Consider the following 16319-nt stretch of genomic DNA (forward strand, 5'->3'; position numbering starts at 1 on the left):
CCCGCCGCGCCGGTCAGGAGCGCTGCACGTGCCAGTCCACCTGCGGGCTCGGGTACCAGGCCAGGCCGTCGGCGTCCCAGTAGGGCCCGTGCGCCGCCACGCGCACCGCGAAGTCGTCCCAGTCGCGCTGCGCCGCCGGGGTCCACGCGACCTCGGCGACCGCCGCGAGCCGGGGCAGCAGCATGGTCATCAGGTCGTCCAGGCTGCGGAGCGTCTCGGTCCACACCGCCGCCTCGACCCCGATCACGGAGCCCTCGGGCAGGCCCGGCACCAGCGTCGTCGGCTCCCACTCGTAGGCGTCGCGCAGCTCGACGTGCCCGGCCCACTCCAGCCCCAGCTCGGTGTCGCCGTCGTACTTCATGTCCAGGTACGCGCGCGAGCCGGGCGACATGAGCAGCCGCGCCCCCGCCCGCGCCGCCTCGACGATCGGGGCCGTGTCCGTGCGGGTGTCCCAGTACTGCACCACCGTGCCGGGCTCCAGCGGCGTCGTGGCGATCTCCTGCCAGCCGACCACCTGCTTGCCCGCCGCGCGCACGGCGTCGCCCGCCATCCGCACCAGGCGGGCGTACTCCTCGTGCTCCATCGTCAGCACCTCGTCGCCGCCGATGTGCACGTAGTCACCGGGGGTCACGGCCGCCACGTCGCCGAACACGTCCCGCAGGAACGGCTCGGTCTCGGGCAGGTCGGCGTGCAGCCGGCTGAACCCGACCTCGATCCCGGTGTACGCGTCCGTCGGCTCGCCGGACGGCGTCAGCGCGCCGACGGCGTGCAGCGCCGCGTTGACGTGCCCGGGGACGTCGATCTCCGGCACCACCCGCACGCCGCGCGCCGCCGCGTACGCGACCAGCGCCTCGAACTCCTCGGTCGTGAAGAAGCCCCCCGGGTCGCCGTCGACCGCGGTGCCGCCGGACCGCGCCGCCAGCTCGGGCCGCGACGGCAGGTCCAGCCGCCAGCCCTGGTCGTCCGACAGGTGCAGGTGCAGCACGTTGAGCTTGTACGCCGCCATCAGCTCCACGACCACGCGCAGGTCGTCGGCGCCGAAGAAGTGCCGCGCCACGTCGACGGACAGCCCGCGCCAGGAGTGCACCGGCTCGTCCTCGACGTGCAGCGGCCAGGCCGCGAGCGTGCCCTGGTACGGGCGCAGCACCTGGTGCAGCGTCGCCAGCCCGCGCATCAGCCCCTCGGCGGTGCCCGCCGCGACCTCGATCCGGTCGGACGCGACCTCCAGCCGGTACTGCTCCCCCACCAGGTGGTCCGGGTCGAGCACGAACGCGACGTCCCCGGCCTGGGTCGGCTCGGCCACGTCCCGGTACCGCACCTCCACGGTGCTCCCGGAGATGCGGCTCAGCGACTCGGCGGCCAGCACCCCCAGCGCGACCTCGTCGGGCCCGACGCCCACCGTCACGGTGGTCGAGGCCGACACGACGAACGGCGCACCCTCGCCCGCTCGTACCAGGCGAGGAGCCGGGACGAGACGCAGCGGTGTGGTCGGAGCGGGCACGGGGGTCCTTCCGGAGCGGAGTCGGCTGCGGGCGCGTTCGTGCCCGGCCCCCTGCGCACAGTGTGCCTCCTCGCGGGGCCCGCGAGCAGCGACGCGCGGGTCCGGAATGTCGGATCCTGCGCACCGTCCCCGACGCAGCGCCGTCACCCGTTCGCCGGCCGGCCGGGTTACGGCGGGGACTCGGTGCGGTCACGGCCCGGACGCGGTGAACGGGCGGCGGGCAACGATCGGGTATCCGTGCAGGTGAAGGCGGTACGGACCCACCCCGGCGGCCCTAGCGTCCCCGTCATGCGGACACAGGGGCTGGGCCGGGGCCGTACCGGCCGGCGGACGGGGACGAGCGGATCACGGGCCCTCCTGGGGCTCGCACTGACCGGGCTGCTGCTCGCGGGCTGCAGCGCCGGGACGGACAGCAGCGCCGAGCAGGGCGGGGACGTCGCGCGGGTGGCGCCGGACGAGCTGTCCGGGGGCGACCGGGGCGGCGTGCCCGACGCCGGCGCGCAGGCCGGGAACGTGCCGGCCGGTGACCCGCCGGCCGACGCCGGCGCCGACGTCGCGGGCGACGCGGCCGGCGAGGCGCAGGGCGCGGGTGGCCTCGCTACCGGCACGGGTGTCGGCAGCACCTCGGCCGACGCGGGCGGCCGCCAGGTCATCACCTCCGGAGACGTGCGCATGCTCGCCGACGACCCGCGTGCCGCCGCCGACGCGGTGGTCCGGCGCGTGGAGGACGCGGGCGGGCGGGTCGACGAGCGCCGCGAGACCGCGGCCCGGGCCGACGACGGCACCGAAGCGAGCGCCGACCTGACCGTCCGGGTGCCGTCGGCGGCGATGACCGGGCTGCTGGCGGCGCTGGACGAGATCGGCGAGGTCGCGCAGGTCGACCTCGGCTCGGACGACGTCACCGCCGCCGCGCTCGACCTCGACGCCCGGATCAGCGCGATGGAGCTGTCCGTCGCGCGGATGGCGGACCTGCTGGCCCGGGCGAGCACGCAGGAGGAGATCCTGTCCGCCGAGAACACGCTGACCGAGCGGCAGGCGTCCCTCGAGGCGCTGCGGTCCGAGCGCGCCCGCATCGCCGAGCAGGTGTCGCTGTCGACCCTGACGGTGTCGATCGCGACGCCGCCCGAGCCGGTCGCGCCCGCCGAGCCCGAGCCGGAGCCCGCACCGGAGGAGCCGCGGCCGCGCGGGTTCCTGGGCGGCCTGGCCTCGGGGTGGTCAGCGCTGGTCGGGGTGCTGGACGGCGTGGTGACCGTGCTCGGGCTGCTGCTCCCGTGGCTCGCGCTCGGCGGCGCGATCGCCTGGGTGGTCCTGGCGGTGCGCCGGCAGCTGCGACGGCGGCAGGTGACCGCGACGACCGCCGGCGGCCCGGGTGCGGGCGGACCGGGTGCGGGCGGCACGGGTGACGCGGGTCCCGGCCAGGGCGGTCCGGGGCACGGCGGACCGGGGCCCGACCCGGACGGGGACCCGGCCGAGCCCGACCCGGCGGAGCCGCGGGACCGCGAACCGGTCGGCGTCGGCTGACCCGGCGCGGACGGCGGCGCCCGGCCCGGGCCGTCAGACCGGCGTCGTCGCCGGCTGCGGCTCGGGCTCGGTCGCCGCGAGCCGCCGCGCCAGCACCGCGCAGGTCGCGAGCTGGAGCTGGTGGAACACGATCACCGGCAGGGCGACGCCCGCGGCGGCCACCGGCCCGAACAGGACGCTGGCCATCGGCAGCCCGGTCGCGAGGCTCTTCTTGGACCCGCACATCAGCAGCGCGATCCGGTCGGCCCGCGTCAGCCGCAGCAGGCGCCCGCCGCTCCAGGTCACCGTCAGCATCACGGCCAGCAGCACGGCGCAGACCACGAGCAGCGCCACCAGCACCCCGACCGTGAGGTCGTCCCAGGCGCCCGAGCTCTCGGCCTCGGACACCGAGCCGTAGGCGACCAGCAGGATCGTGCTGCGGTCGGTGATCAGCGTGATCGGCTTGTGCGCGCGGATCCACGCGCCGATCTTCGGCTGCACCAGCTGCCCGACCACGAACGGCAGCAGCAGCTGCAGCAGCGTCGCCCCCGCGGAGCCGCCCACCGGGCCGCCCGCCCGGGACATCAGCACGCCGACCAGCAGCGGCGTCAGCACGATGCCGAGCACGTTCGACACGGTGGCGCCCGTGATGGCGCCGGCGACGTTGCCGCGCGCGATCGAGGTGAACACGACCGACGACTGGATGGTCGACGGCAGCAGCGACAGGTAGAGCAGGCCCGTCTGCAGGTCCTCCGGGAGCACCGACCCGGGCAGCAGCTGCACCGCGAGCCCGAGCACCGGGAACACCACGTAGGTGGACGCCAGCATCCCGCCCTGCAGCCGCCAGTTGCGCAGGCCGTCCCAGACGTCGCTGGTCGCCATCCGGGCGCCGTACAGGAAGAACAGCAGGACGACGGCAGCCGTGGTCACGCGGTCCAGGCCGGTCGCGAAGCCGCCGGAGGCCGGGGCGAACAGGCCCAGCAGCAAGACCGCCACGATCATCACGACCAGCGGGTCGACCCAGGTCGTGAACGTCTTCCAGGAGCGGGACCACCGGCCCGGTCGGGTCGGGGTCACGTCAGGCACCCGGACATCATGCCACCGGCAGCGGGGTCTCCCTCGCCCCGGCGGCAGGCGCCGGGGGCCTCAGGCGGGCGGCCGGACGTCGTAGGTCAGGTGCGCGAACTGGCCGAACCGCTCGACCGAGCGCAGGTGCAGCCGGTCCGGCCCGACCGTCCGGGGCAGCACCGGCGCGCCGCCCGTGAGCGCGGCCGGGGCGACGCTCACCTGCACCTCGTCCAGCGCGCCGGCGTCCAGGAACTGCCCCGCGAGGTCGCCGCCGCCGACCACCCACACGTCGCCGTCGCCGGCCGCCTCGCGGATCGCGGGCAGCGCGTCCGCCACGGAGCCGCGGACGAACCGCACGTCAGCACCCGCGGGCACCGGCAGGTCCCGCGTGGTGAACACGAACTGCGGCCGGTCGCCGAAGTACGTCGGCCAGTTCTCCGGGTGCGCGACCAGGTCCTCCTCGCGGAGCACCCACTCGTAGGTCGTCGAGCCCGACACCAGCACGGTGATCGGTCCGAGGAACGCCTCCTGGTCGGGCTGGGAGTCCGACTCCACCGCGAAGAGCCAGGCGAGCGAGTTCTGCTCGTCCGCGATGTAGCCGCTGATCGTCGTCGCCGTGTTGTAGATCACTCGCATGCGGCCGACCGTAGCGCGGGGGTCCGACACGGACCCGGGACGGACCCGAGAACGACGAAGGCCCGGGATCCGTGGATCCCGGGCCTTCGACCGGTGTGGAGCTGAGGGGATTCGAACCCCTGACCTTCTCATTGCGAACGAGACGCGCTACCAACTGCGCCACAGCCCCTTGAAGCGGTAGACAGCCTAACACCCCTGAAGGGCTGCTCACGACACCGCCCGTGCCCGCGGCCGACGGGCTACTGGCCGACCGCCCGCCGCCGCGCGAGCACGGCGTTCAGGTCGATGGAACCGGTCGGCTCCGCCGTCGCCGGAGCGGTGGTGCCCGCCTCCGCGGCGGGCGCGGGCGTGGTCTCGGCGGCAGGCTCCTCGGCCGGGGTCGCGGTGCGCGCCGTCGTCGGCACGGCCTCCTCCGGCACGACCGCGGCGGGCGCGGCCGCCTCCTCGGGCGCCGTCACCGACCGGCGGACCGGGGCGGCCAGCGTCGATCCCTCGACCTCGCCGAGCGGGGCGGGCTCCCGGCGGGGCGCCGGCGCCTTCATCGTGTACGTCGGCGCGGGCACGGCGACCGGCGACCAGGTGTCGCCCTCGCGTCCGCCGTCCTGCACGCGGGTGGACGTCCGCGCGGGGAGGTCGGCCCGCACGCGGGTGATGGCCTGGGTGTCGGACAGCGACGGCTTCACGGCGTGACCGCGCGCGCCCTGGCGGCCGGGGCGTGCCGTGCGCTCGCGCAGCGGCGCGGACGCCTCGGTGATCCGGCGCTCCCACTCGTCCTCGGCGGCGCGGCCCTGCAGCACGGCGCGGCGGCCGAGCCCGAGCACCCCGGCGAGCAGCACCGTGGGCACGACGCCCGCGAGCACGCCGAGCGCGGTCACGCCGACGACCACCCAGCCGGCGACGGCGGCGACCAGCAGCGCACCGGCGAGCGCGCCGCGGCGGCGCGCGGCGGCACCCCGGCGCGCGGTGGCCGCCGCGTGGGCGGCGTGCAGCTGCGCGACGCGTCGGGCGGCGTCGGCGCCGATCCTGTCCTGGGTCCCGTGCGGTCGGTCCACGTCGGTGGCTCCCCTGTCCGTTCCGGCGATCCGGTTCCCCGTGCCCGGGGTGAGCAACCCGACTCGCTTGTCCACCGGGCCGCAGTCCCACCGGACCCCCCGGGCCGCGTCCGCCCGCCGCCGGCGGTCCGACCCGTCCGGGCCGGTCACGGCGAGCACGCGCAACGCGTCGGAGAACCGGTCGTCGGTCCGCGACTCGAGCAACTGCTGCCGGTGCCGCAGCTTGTGCGGCACCAGGTAGGCGATCCACAGGCCGACCACCACGAGGGCGGCTGGTCCGGCGAATTCGTACACTCCACGACGGTAGGGGCGTCCTGCCCGGCGCCCCCGGACCCGTCACGGCGTGTCGAGCGGCATCACGGACGAAAATCACACTGGTGTAGTTCCGCGGGGCCGGGGCCAGCCTCCCACAGCCGGGGCCGTCGCGTCAGCGCCCGTCCGCCGTGGTCGCGTGCCAGCGCGCCAGCAGGCCCCGCGGGACCTCCTCCGTGGTGAGCGCGAAGGTGCGGTGGTCGCACCAGGCGCCCTGGATGTGCAGGTACCGCTCCCGGACCCCCTCGTCCCGGAAGCCGAGCTTCTCGACGACCCGCAGCGACGGCCGGTTCTCCGGGCGGATGTTGATCTCGACGCGGTGCAGGCCCAGGGTGCCGAAGCAGTGGTCCGTGGCGAGCGCGACGGCCGTCGGCGTGATGCCCAGGCCCGCGGAGTGCTGCGCGATCCAGTAGCCGATCGACGCGGAGTACAGCGACCCGTAGGTAATGCCGGAGACGGTCAGCTGCCCGACCAGCTCGCCGGCGTGCTCGATCGCGAACGGCAGCGACGTGCCGGACCGCGCCTGCTTGTCGAGCGTCCGGACGAACTGCCCGAACGTCGGCCGCCGGCCCGTGACCGGCTCCGGGGACGTCGCGTCCCACGGCTCCAGCCAGGCGTGGTTCACCGCGCGCAGCCGCATCCAGGCGGCCTCGTCACCGCGCCGCAGGGGGCGCAGGCGGATGTCGCCGTCGGACAGCGTGACCGGCCAGCCGCGCGGCATCAGCCCTCCAGCACCAGGCAGTGCACGACCTGCCCGGCCACGACGGCGTCGTCCTGCTCCCCCACGACCGCCAGCGCGTTCGCGTGCGCGAGGCCCGTGATCGACGAGGTCCCCGGGTCGCCGACGGGCGTGACGCGGTAGCCCTCTCCCGGCGTGCCGACGACCGCGGCCGGCACGAACTGCCGGACCCCGGCCGGCGACGGCCAGCCGACGTCCGCGCGCGCCGTGACCGACGGGCGGAACAGGTCGGTGTGCCCGGCCATCGCGCGCAGCGCGGGCCGCACGAACACCTCGAACGCGACCTGCGACGCGACCGGGTGGCCGGGCAGCGCGAACAGCGGCACCGTGTGCACCCCCTCGCCGACCGTGCCGAAGCCGTGCCGGAAGCCCGGGGACATCGCCACCTGGTCGAACCGCACGGTGCCGAGCGGCGCCAGGACGTCGGCCAGCGTGTCGTGCTGCGACTCCGACAGCCCGCCGGTCGTCACCACGACGTCCGCGCGGACCAGCTGGTCCTCGAGGGCCTCGCTCAGCACGGCGCGGTCGTCGGTGACGACGCCGACCCGCCGCGGGGTCGCCCCGGTGTCGCGGACGGCGGCCTCCAGCGCGTGGCCGGCCGCCTCGTACACGCCGCCGTCCCGGGCGGGCGTGCCGGGCTCGGCCAGCTCGTCGCCGATCGACACGATCACGACGCGGGGGGCGGGGTGCACGCGCAACCGCCCCCGGCCGGTCGCCGCGGCGACGGCGAGCTGGCGCGCGCCGAGGCGGGTTCCGGCGGCGATCACCACGGCGCCCTGCCGCGTGTCGGTGCCGGCGGGGCGGATCTGCTCGCCCGGCGCGGGGAGGCGGTGCAGCGTCACGCGGACGGCGCCGCGGTCGGTGTCCTCCGCCGGGACCACCGCGTCGGCGCCCGCGGGCACCGGCCCGCCCGACGCGATCCGCACGGCCTGGCCGGGCGCGAGCCGCAGCGCGGCCGGGTCGCCGGCGAGCACGTCGTGCGCCACGGGCAGCACCGTCGGCGAGCCCGGGGCCCCGCCCCGCAGGTCGCCGGTGGCGACCGCGTAGCCGTCGCAGGCCGCCACCGGTCGCGCCGGGACGTCCGCGGGCGCGACCACGTCCTCCGCGAGGATGCAGCCGGAGGCGTCGGAGAGCACGACGTCGAGCGGGGCGACGGGCCCGACCGCGGCCAGCACGGCCGCGAGCTGGTCCTGCACGGATCTCATGGCGGCATTCTGCCCGCCGGACCCGGGAGCGGCGCGCACGTCACGCCGATGGTCCTACCCGCACGCCGTCCCGTTTGGGAGACTGAGGGACATGAGCACCGCTGCCCAGCCGTATCCGCACGCGTCCGACGGCAGCACCATCACCGAGGTGAAGGACGAGTTCCGGGCGCTCATCCGGGCGGCACGGCAGGCCAGGTCGCCGCGCCGGCGGGCCGAGGCCGCGGACGCGCTGGTGGACGTCGTCGAGACGATCCCCGCCCTCGCGGACGCCCGCTGCGTGGCCGTGTACTCCGCGCGGCCGACCGAGCCCGACACCCTCCCGCTGCTCGACGCCCTCGCCGCGCGCGGGGTCGACGTGCTGCTGCCGGTGCTCGGCGCGGGACTGCAGCGCGACTGGGCCCGGTACGCCGGCCGGCACGACCTGCTGCAGCGGGCACCCGGCCGCCCGCCCGAGCCCTCGACGCCCGCGCTCGGCCCCGACGCGCTCGCCGGCGCGGACGTGATCGTCGCCCCGGCGCTCGCCGTGGACACCGCCGGGACCCGGCTGGGCCAGGGCGGCGGCTGGTACGACCGGGCGCTCGCCCACGCGCGGCCCGGCACGCCCGTGATCGCGCTGGTGTTCGCCGAGGAGCTGTACGACGCCGCGGTCCGTCCGCTGCCCCGGCAGCCGCACGACCGCACCGTCGACGTCGTCGCGACGCCCGAGCGGTGGATCTCCCTGCGGGCCGACGGCGGGGAATAGCGCGCGGCCGCGTATCATTGGCACTCGGACACGGGGAGTGCCAACCGGCCCCGACCCACCGAGCCACGTCATCGCGGGAGACAGCAGTGCCCACCTACGCCTACACCTGCACCGAGTGCGGCCACGCCTTCGACATCCACCAGTCGTTCAGCGACGCGGCGCTCACCGAGTGCCCGGCCTGCGGCGGCAGGCTGCGCAAGGTGTTCTCGTCCGTCGGGGTCGTGTTCAAGGGCTCGGGCTTCTACCGCAACGACTCGCGCTCGACCACCACGTCCTCGACCGGGGCGAGCAGCAGCTCGACGTCGACCACGGGCTCGGGCTCGTCGTCGTCCACCTCGTCGACCACCAGCACGACCCCGGCCGCCCCGGCCGCGGCGTCGACCTCGACCAGCACCGCCGCCAAGCCCGCCGCGAGCTGATCACCGCCGCCCGCGCCGCGCCACCGCGCGGCGCCGGGTGGTCCCCAGGCCGCGGGCCGGTGCGCGGTCCCCAGGTCCCGGCCCCCTGCTGGTTGGCGACCGGTCGCGTGCTGCCTAGCGTCAGGCGCATGCCCCTCGACCCGTTCCCCGAACCCGTCCGGTACCGGCTGCGCGTGCTCACGTGGCGCGCCCGGCGCCCGCTCGCCGCGCTGTGCGCCGGCCTGGCCGCGCTGGTCGCCGTGCACCTCGCCCGCCCCGCCGAGCTGCCCACCGCGCACGTGCTCGTCGCCGCCCGCGACCTGGCGCTGGGCGACGAGCTGACCGACGACGACGTCGTCCTCGACGCCGTGCCGGTCGCGCTGCTGCCCCCGGGCCTGGCGGCGCCCGAGGACGTGCTCGGCCGGCGGCTGGCCGTGCCCGTGCCCGCCGGGCTGCCCCTCGTCGCCGAGCTGCTGGTGGACGACGCCACGACCGGTCCGCCCGGCACCGTCGTGGTCCCGGTGCGGTTCGCCGACACCGGGATCGCCGGCGTGCTGCGACCGGGCATGCGCGTCGACGTGGTGGCCGCGGCCGTGCTCGACGGCGCCGAGCCCGTCCGGCTCGCGCGCGAGGCCGTGGTGCTCGCCCGGCCCGGGGGCGGTGCCGACGAGGCCCCCGACGCGGCGGGCGGCGGGCTGCTCGGCACCGGCGGCGGGTCGACCGCGGGGTCGGCGCCGGTGCTGCTGGCGGTCACTCCGGACGAGTCCGTCGAGCTGGGCGGCGCGACCGGCTCCCGGGTGCTCGGAGCGGTCATCGTGGGATGATGCCGACATCTCGCCGCCGCACCACGGAGGACCACCCGCGCATGAGCGACGCACTGACCAAGGGCCTGCGTGGCGCCACCGACCGGGCCCGCGGGCTCGCCGGGGTGTTCCAGGGGTTCAAGGACTTCATCTCCCGCGGCAACGCGATCGAGCTCGCGGTCGGCGTGGTGATCGGCGCGGCGTTCGGCGCGGTCGTCAGCGCCCTGCAGGCGGGTCTGATCGCCCCGCTGATCTCGATGGTCTTCGGCAAGCAGGACATCTCGCACCTCTGGGTGATCGGCCCCGCCGGTGGCGCCAAGATCGACGTCGGGCTGATCCTCAACGCGGTGCTGCAGTTCCTCATCACGGCGGCGGCGGTGTACTTCCTCATCGTGCTGCCGCTCAACAAGCTCGCCGAGCGGCGCAAGCGCGGCATCGAGGCGGAGCCCACCCGCCCCTCGGAGGACATCCTGCTGCTGCAGGAGATCCGGGACCTGCTCGCCGCCCGGCCGGAGCCGGCGCTCGCCCAGGACGTCGCACCGGACGGGCGCCCGGGCGCGCACCGGGCGCCGGACCCCGTCGACGCGCCGCCCGGCACGAGCCGCCCGACCGCCGACTGACCCACGCCCCGGCACCGCGGGCGGTGCGCCCGCGCACGGCCGAGCGGTCCGCCCGGCACGTGCGGCCCGTGCGGCACCTGCGGCGCCTGCGGCACGTGCGGCACCTGCGCCACGTGTGGTGCTTGCGGCACGTACGGGCGCGGCGCCTGGCGCCGTGCACCCCTGCCTCCCGGTGGGAGACTGAAGGCGTGAGCACCTCGTCGCCCGACCGCCGACCCCAGGACCCGGACCGCCCGCGCCCGCCGGTCGACGACACCCCGCTGATCCCCGGCCGCAGCGCCGACGACTCGGACTCGGGCTGGGGCGACGACCGCGGCGACTCCAACGACGACCGCCTCCTGCGCGACGTCCCCCCGCACTGGTGACCCCAGCCTGACCCGGACCCGCCTGCAGCGGACGCTCGCGCCCGCCACCGCCCGCTCGCCGCGAGACACGACCTCGCGGCGAGAGAGGGCCTCCCCGGCGAGAGAGGACGTGCCACGGCCCTCTCTCGGGGCGGACGCCCTATCTCGACGTGGCGGCGACGGTTCAGCAGGCGCGCAGGGACCAGAGGCCGGGCGGCGGCCGCCGGGTCAGGCGGGGTGGGTGCCGGTGGCGCGGTGGACGGCGGCGCCGACCACCGAGTCGACGCGGGAGCCGCGGCGGGTCAGGCCGAGCTCGGCGCGGACGGCCGCCGCCAGCTCGTCGGGGGTGCGCTCGGATCCGTCGGACACGAGCCACGCGACGAGGTCGTCCAGCAGGTCGTCCGAGTAGGTGCTGATCGGCAGGCCGGGGCGCACGTCGGGCCGGGGTCCGCCCGGCACGGCGAGGGTCGGCTGCACGGCGCGGACCGCGCCGGTCATCGGGGCCGCCGCCTCCATGACGCCGGGGATGTCCGCCGCGATCGCGGGGACCGGCGAGGTCGCCGGACGCGCCTGGTCGGTCACGCCCGTCGGGTCGCCCTCGCCGGACGCGGTCGCGCCGCCCGCACCCGTTGCGCCGGCCGGTGCGGTCGGCGCGGTCCAGGTCGGCGCCTGGTCGGGAGCCGGGACGCCCGTACCGGCACCGTCCGGAGCCGGGACCACGCCGAACGCCGCGGTCGCCGGACGCGGCTCGTCGGCCCAGGTCCCGCCGCCGGCGGGCACGTCGGCGCCGGGCAGCACGCCGAGCCCGGTCAGCGTCGGCGCCGGGCCGGTGCCGTCGTCGTCCAGGTACGGCGCGGGGACGAGCGTCAGCCCGCGCTGCCGGTCGGCCCGGGCCTGCGCGATCCGGCGGTCCGCGACGGCGTGCAGGGCGCGGCGGATCCGGTCCACCTCGGCCTCGGGGTCGAGGAACGCGGCGGCCGACCAGACGCGCAGCACGCTCCAGCCGAGCCGCTCGAGCCGCTCGGCGACCTGGCGGTCGCGCACCCGGACGCTGGGCTCCTCGAGGTAGGCGTCGTCGTCGGTGAGCACGGCGACCAGCAGCTCGCCGGGCAGGTCGGGGTGGCCGACGGCGAGCGGCAGGTGCAGGCCGCCGGGCAGGCCGTGGTCGAGCTCGACGACCAGGCCGTGCCGCCACAGCCGCTCCGCCAGGTCGATGACGAGGCGGTCGGGCGCGTGCTGCTCCGGGGCGGTCGCGAGCTCGGCCACCACGGGTGCGCGCTCGGCGGTCGGGGCGTCCTCCTCGGCGACGGCCGGGGCCTTGACCTCCTCGGCCACGGGCTCCTCGGCGGGCGGCTCGGCGATCGCGAGGTCGGTCTCCCCCGCGGCGCGGCGCTCGGCGAACCGCAGCAGGTCGCCCAGCAGCCGCGGGCCGGGGCCGCGCAGCCGCTCGGGGTCGACGTCGGCGACCGCGAAGCAGGACACGACGTCCAGCCGGTGCCGGGTCACGCCGAGCGCGGCGAGCAGCAGGGCGTCGCCGCCCGGGCCGCTGATCGGCCCGAAGCGGTGCAGCACGCGCCCGTGCGGGGTGCGGCCGAACCCGAGCGACAGGATGAGCGCGTCGCGGCGCAGGCCGGCGACGTTGGTCAGGTCGGTGACGACGAACGGCTCGGGGCGCGACCCGTCCAGGCACGCGGCCAGCGACGGCGAGTCGCGCACCTGCGCCAGGACGGCCTCGCGGACCTGCGCGGTGTGCAGCGCGGAGGCGGTGACGACGGCCAGCGACTCCTCGGGGTGCGTCAGCGCGTGCTCGATGACCAGCTCGACGACGCGGTCGACGTCGGCGCGGGTGCTCTGCACGGCACCGGAGGCGTCCGGCATGCCGGTGCCGTCCACCAGGTGGTGCCCGACGGCGGCGACGCTGGTGGGCAGCGGCGTCGGGGAGAGCACGTCGCCGTAGCCGTGCGCGGCGAGGAACGCCGTCAGGTACGGGTCCCGCCGGGAGGCGTCCGCGCGCAGCGGCACGGTCGGCAGCACGTCCGCGAGCTCGCGCACGGCGGTGCCGGACGCGCAGCGGCGGTCGCCGAACACGACCACCTGGCGCCCGCGGGCCAGCGCGGGCAGCGCGACCTCGACGGGCAGGTGCGCGGCGGCGTCGAGGACGACCAGGTCGACGGTGCGCGCGGCAGGCAGCACCTGCGGCACGAGCATCGGCGCGGCCGCGAGCACCGGCCGCAGCCGGCGGGCGACGTCGGGGTAGCGCTCGAAGGTCTCGGGCAGGCCGGTCAGCCGGTCCTCGAGCAGCTCGGCGAACAGCGCCTCGGTCTGCTCGGTGTGCGCGGCCATGGCGTTCCGGACGTGCGCGGCGGCCCGGGCGCGGACCGGGCCGGACAGCGCCGCGGTGTGCGCGAGGTCGAGCTCGCGGTACTCCGCGGCGAGCCGGCCGAGCGTGCGGCCGTCGTAGCCGGCCAGGGCCGGGTCGGCGGTGAGGATCTGCTCGAAGACGGTGGTCCACCAGGCCAGCTGCAGCTCGGCGGCGACCAGCCCGGCGGGGACCCGGCGGTCGGCCAGGTCGTCCAGCAGGTCGCCGAGGCCGGCGGCGAGCAGCGACCGGACCAGGCGGGTGCGCTCGGGCAGCGCGGCCAGGGTGTCGCGGGCCGCGACCAGGCGGCGGACGCGGTCGAGCACCTCGCCGATCGGCCGGGTGAGCAGGTCCGCGCCCTCGGGGGTGCCGGCGAGCACGGCGGCCAGGGCCTCGACGTCGGCCCGGACCTCGCGGTGCTCGGCCTCGATGTCGCCGAGGTGCTCGGGCAGCCGCGGCCAGCCGCCGGCCGGGCAGTGCGCCTGCCAGATGGTGCGCTGCTGCTGCACGTCGAGCAGCGCCGCGTGCAGGTCGGCGACGGGACGTCCCGGGCGCAGCAGGTCCTTGGCCTGCTTGCGCAGGCGCCGGCGCAGCCAGTACCCCATCGGGGTGCCGTGCTCCGTGCGCCACGACTTCGACGCGGTGGCGGCGACCATGTCGGCCGGGCTGCGCTCGAACACGATCGGCTGGAACACGTCCAGCACGCCGCGCACGCCGCCCAGCACCGCGAGCTGCTCGCCCCAGGTGGCGAGCGTCGTCGCGGGCGTGAAGCCGGTGACCTCGGCGACCTCGGCGATCCGCCGCTCGACGGCGGGCAGGCCGGTGTCGCCGGCGAGCCGCTCGGCGCGGCGCAGCGCGTCGGCGGCCTCGGCGTCGGTGAGCAGCGTGGCGCCGTACCAGGGGGTGTCGACCGGGCGCAGCGTGAACGCACCCGCCTCCGCGGCCTCGGTCAGCTCGGCGCCGACCGCCGCGCGCCGGTCGCCGTCCAGCGACCGGGCGACCTCGCCGGGCAGCCGGACGGTGGTGCGCGGCGCGGGCCGCTCGGCCGTGAGCCGGGCCAGCGCCTGGAACGCGTCGTAGGCGGACGCGCCCCACGGCTCGCGCACCAGGTGCAGGCCGTCGACGTAGCCGCGCAGCTTCTCCCGGCGCTCGACCAGCGAGCGGCGCAGCTCCGCGGTGGACCGGGGGTCGCCGGGGTCGAGGTCGAGGGTCATCGCGCCCATCAGCCGTCGGGCGGAGGCGGCGCGCCAGGCGGCGTCGGGGGCGACGTCCAGCAGCACCTCCCCCACGCCGAGGTGCTCGAGCCGCTCGCGCAGCGCGACGGCGGCCCGGCGGTGCCCGGGGACGTAGAGGACGGTGCGGCCGTCGGCGGCGGCGTCCGCGACCAGCGCCGCCAGCGTGCCCGTGACGTCGCTGTCCGCCGGCGCGTCCACGAACACGTGCGACCCGCTCGCGACGACGTCCAGCACGTGCTGCTGCGCCGGGTCCAGATCGCCCACGCCGCGCTCGAGGCCCGGGTCGCGGTCGCCGCGCACCGGCTCGGGCAGCGTGACGGCCAGCTGCTCGGCGGCCTCGGCGACACCCGCGAGCGCCGCGACGACCTCGTGCCGCTCCAGCCCGGAGGCGAGCCGGTCCAGGTCGTCGACCAGGACCTGCCCGGGGTGCACGAAGGTGCCGACGACGATGCGGTCGACCAGCTGGAAGTCGTCGAGCACGGCGACGCCGAGCGACGTCAGCCGCGTGATCGCGTCGCGCGGGTCGAAGCCCGAGCCGGTGAACGCGCTCCGGGCGACGGCGCCCGGGTCCAGCAGCGCGCCGCGGGACCGCAGCGCGCGGGCCAGGACGGGGTTCACCTCGAGCGACGGCTCCAGGGTCAGCTCGTAGTCGCTCTCGGCGGTGCCGCGGGCACGCAGGGACACCGGCCGCAGCAGCACGGGGGCGCGCACGCGGCGGGTGCTCGGGTGCGGGGCCTGCGCCGGGTCGGCGTCGCCGTCCTGCTCGCGCGGGTTGGACTCCCGGGTGGCGGTGGCGATCGCCGCGACGTCGTCCGTGGCCACGTCGGGGGTGCTGTGCTCGGTCCAGGACGCGACGCCGATGGCCAGGTAGGTCGGGGCGATGCCGTACTGCTGCGCGTAGGTCCCCGCACGGGCGGCGACGGCCCGGGCGCGGCGGCGCGCGGTGCCGAGCGCGGCGCCCTCCCGCACCAGGTTGGACAACCGGGTCTCGCGGCCCGCGAACAGCTGCGCGATACCGGACGGGTGCGCGGCGGACAGGTCGAGCGCTGCGTCGCCGAGCAGCTCGACGTCGGCCAGGGTGGAGCCGCCGGCGGCCTCGACGAGCGCGGCGCGCCAGGTGCTGGTGGCGCCCTCGACGAGCTCGGCGGCCGAGGGCGGCTCGACCAGCACGGGGCCGGTGGGGCCGGCGGGGTTCGCGGAGTCGGGCATCGGTGCCTCGCCGTGGTGCGCGTCGGAGCGGTCGGGCGCGGGGCCCTCCGTGCCGGTCGCGGGGGTGCGGGGGGACGACGGGGTGGTCGGCGACGCCGGCACCGCCTCGGCGGCGGCCGGCTGCCGGGGAACGGAGCGGCGCGCGGGGACCTTCACCCGCAGCACGCTAACCGGAGCGACCCCCCGGCGCCGGTGTGACGCGCCGCCGAGCGGGGTGATGACGCGGAACTCGCCGGGCGCGAGGCCGTCACGAGGACCGCGGGAGGGGGTGGCGGGCGGAGCGGGGCTCGACGCCGGCCGGAGCTTGATCAACGGTGCGCACCGCGCAGGGGGCAGGCGATGCGCACCGTCGGGAATGAACTATGGCCCCGTGGTGGTGCAGCGGTCAACAACCTGGCCATCTCCCGGGTGAACGCTCACACAGCCTGGTCACAGACCCGGGGCATCGTCGCAGGTCGGCTTTCACCCCCGGTGACCGACGTCACGTCGTCCCGCGCCTCGGGACGGCGCTCCGGGCGGGGTGGTCCGGTGCCCGACGGGGGGCGGTGCCGGGCACCGGAGCTGAGGTGCCGGTGGGACCCGTCAGCCGCTGCGGG

At 77.2% G+C, this 16319-nt stretch carries 13 protein-coding genes and 1 tRNA gene; 6 read left to right on the top strand and 8 right to left on the bottom strand.

Annotated features, from left to right (window positions below):
* Positions 1-13: 13 nt before the first annotated feature.
* Positions 14-1501, bottom strand: coding sequence for a family 20 glycosylhydrolase (locus AC1050_RS07785; RefSeq protein WP_482386780.1), 1488 nt, complete (start codon positions 1499-1501; stop codon positions 14-16).
* Between the two features lie 288 nt (positions 1502-1789).
* Between AC1050_RS07785 and AC1050_RS07790 the strand changes: the two genes are divergently transcribed.
* Positions 1790-3022, top strand: coding sequence for a DUF4349 domain-containing protein (locus tag AC1050_RS07790; protein ID WP_482386781.1), 1233 nt, complete (start codon positions 1790-1792; stop codon positions 3020-3022).
* A gap of 33 nt (positions 3023-3055) precedes the next feature.
* Here the strand turns inward: AC1050_RS07790 and AC1050_RS07795 are convergent, their stop codons facing one another.
* From AC1050_RS07795 to AC1050_RS07820, 6 genes are all read right to left on the bottom strand, one after another.
* Positions 3056-4087: a bile acid:sodium symporter family protein gene (locus AC1050_RS07795; RefSeq protein ID WP_482386782.1), complete on the bottom strand. Its 1032-nt coding sequence runs from the start codon at positions 4085-4087 to the stop codon at positions 3056-3058.
* Between the two features lie 60 nt (positions 4088-4147).
* Entirely contained in the window at positions 4148-4705 is a 558-nt protein-coding gene (locus AC1050_RS07800; RefSeq protein WP_482386783.1) for a dihydrofolate reductase family protein, read from the bottom strand.
* 96 nt (positions 4706-4801) lie between these two features.
* Positions 4802-4874: transfer RNA gene (locus tag AC1050_RS07805), tRNA-Ala, on the bottom strand.
* A 70-nt stretch (positions 4875-4944) separates the two neighbouring features.
* On the bottom strand, positions 4945-6051 hold the full coding sequence (locus AC1050_RS07810) for a hypothetical protein (RefSeq protein WP_482386784.1): 1107 nt from the start codon (positions 6049-6051) through the stop codon (positions 4945-4947).
* Between the two features lie 133 nt (positions 6052-6184).
* Complete coding sequence (locus AC1050_RS07815) at positions 6185-6790, bottom strand: GNAT family N-acetyltransferase (protein WP_482386785.1); 606 nt, start codon at positions 6788-6790, stop codon at positions 6185-6187.
* A complete protein-coding gene (locus AC1050_RS07820) occupies positions 6790-8013 on the bottom strand; it encodes a molybdopterin molybdotransferase MoeA (protein WP_482386786.1) in 1224 nt (407 codons plus the stop codon). The genes AC1050_RS07815 and AC1050_RS07820 overlap by 1 nt, the downstream gene beginning before the upstream one ends.
* A gap of 91 nt (positions 8014-8104) precedes the next feature.
* Here AC1050_RS07820 and AC1050_RS07825 point away from each other — a divergent pair, with 91 nt between their 5' ends.
* From AC1050_RS07825 to AC1050_RS07845, 5 genes are all read left to right on the top strand, one after another.
* Positions 8105-8755, top strand: a complete 651-nt coding sequence (locus AC1050_RS07825; protein ID WP_482386787.1) for a 5-formyltetrahydrofolate cyclo-ligase — start codon at positions 8105-8107, stop codon at positions 8753-8755.
* An 86-nt stretch (positions 8756-8841) separates the two neighbouring features.
* Complete coding sequence (locus AC1050_RS07830; protein ID WP_482386788.1) at positions 8842-9174, top strand: FmdB family zinc ribbon protein; 333 nt, start codon at positions 8842-8844, stop codon at positions 9172-9174.
* Positions 9175-9302: 128 nt separating this feature from the next.
* Complete coding sequence (locus tag AC1050_RS07835) at positions 9303-9977, top strand: SAF domain-containing protein (RefSeq protein WP_482386789.1); 675 nt, start codon at positions 9303-9305, stop codon at positions 9975-9977.
* Positions 9978-10018: 41 nt separating this feature from the next.
* Positions 10019-10576, top strand: coding sequence for a large conductance mechanosensitive channel protein MscL (gene mscL, locus AC1050_RS07840; protein WP_482386790.1), 558 nt, complete (start codon positions 10019-10021; stop codon positions 10574-10576).
* Between the two features lie 188 nt (positions 10577-10764).
* Positions 10765-10941, top strand: a complete 177-nt coding sequence (locus AC1050_RS07845; RefSeq protein ID WP_482386791.1) for a hypothetical protein — start codon at positions 10765-10767, stop codon at positions 10939-10941.
* Between the two features lie 207 nt (positions 10942-11148).
* Here AC1050_RS07845 and AC1050_RS07850 read toward each other — a convergent pair whose 3' ends face one another.
* A complete protein-coding gene (locus AC1050_RS07850; protein ID WP_482386792.1) occupies positions 11149-15879 on the bottom strand; it encodes a hypothetical protein in 4731 nt (1576 codons plus the stop codon).
* Positions 15880-16319: the final 440 nt, after the last annotated feature.

The organism is Cellulomonas sp. NEAU-ZC6, assembly GCF_056844425.1.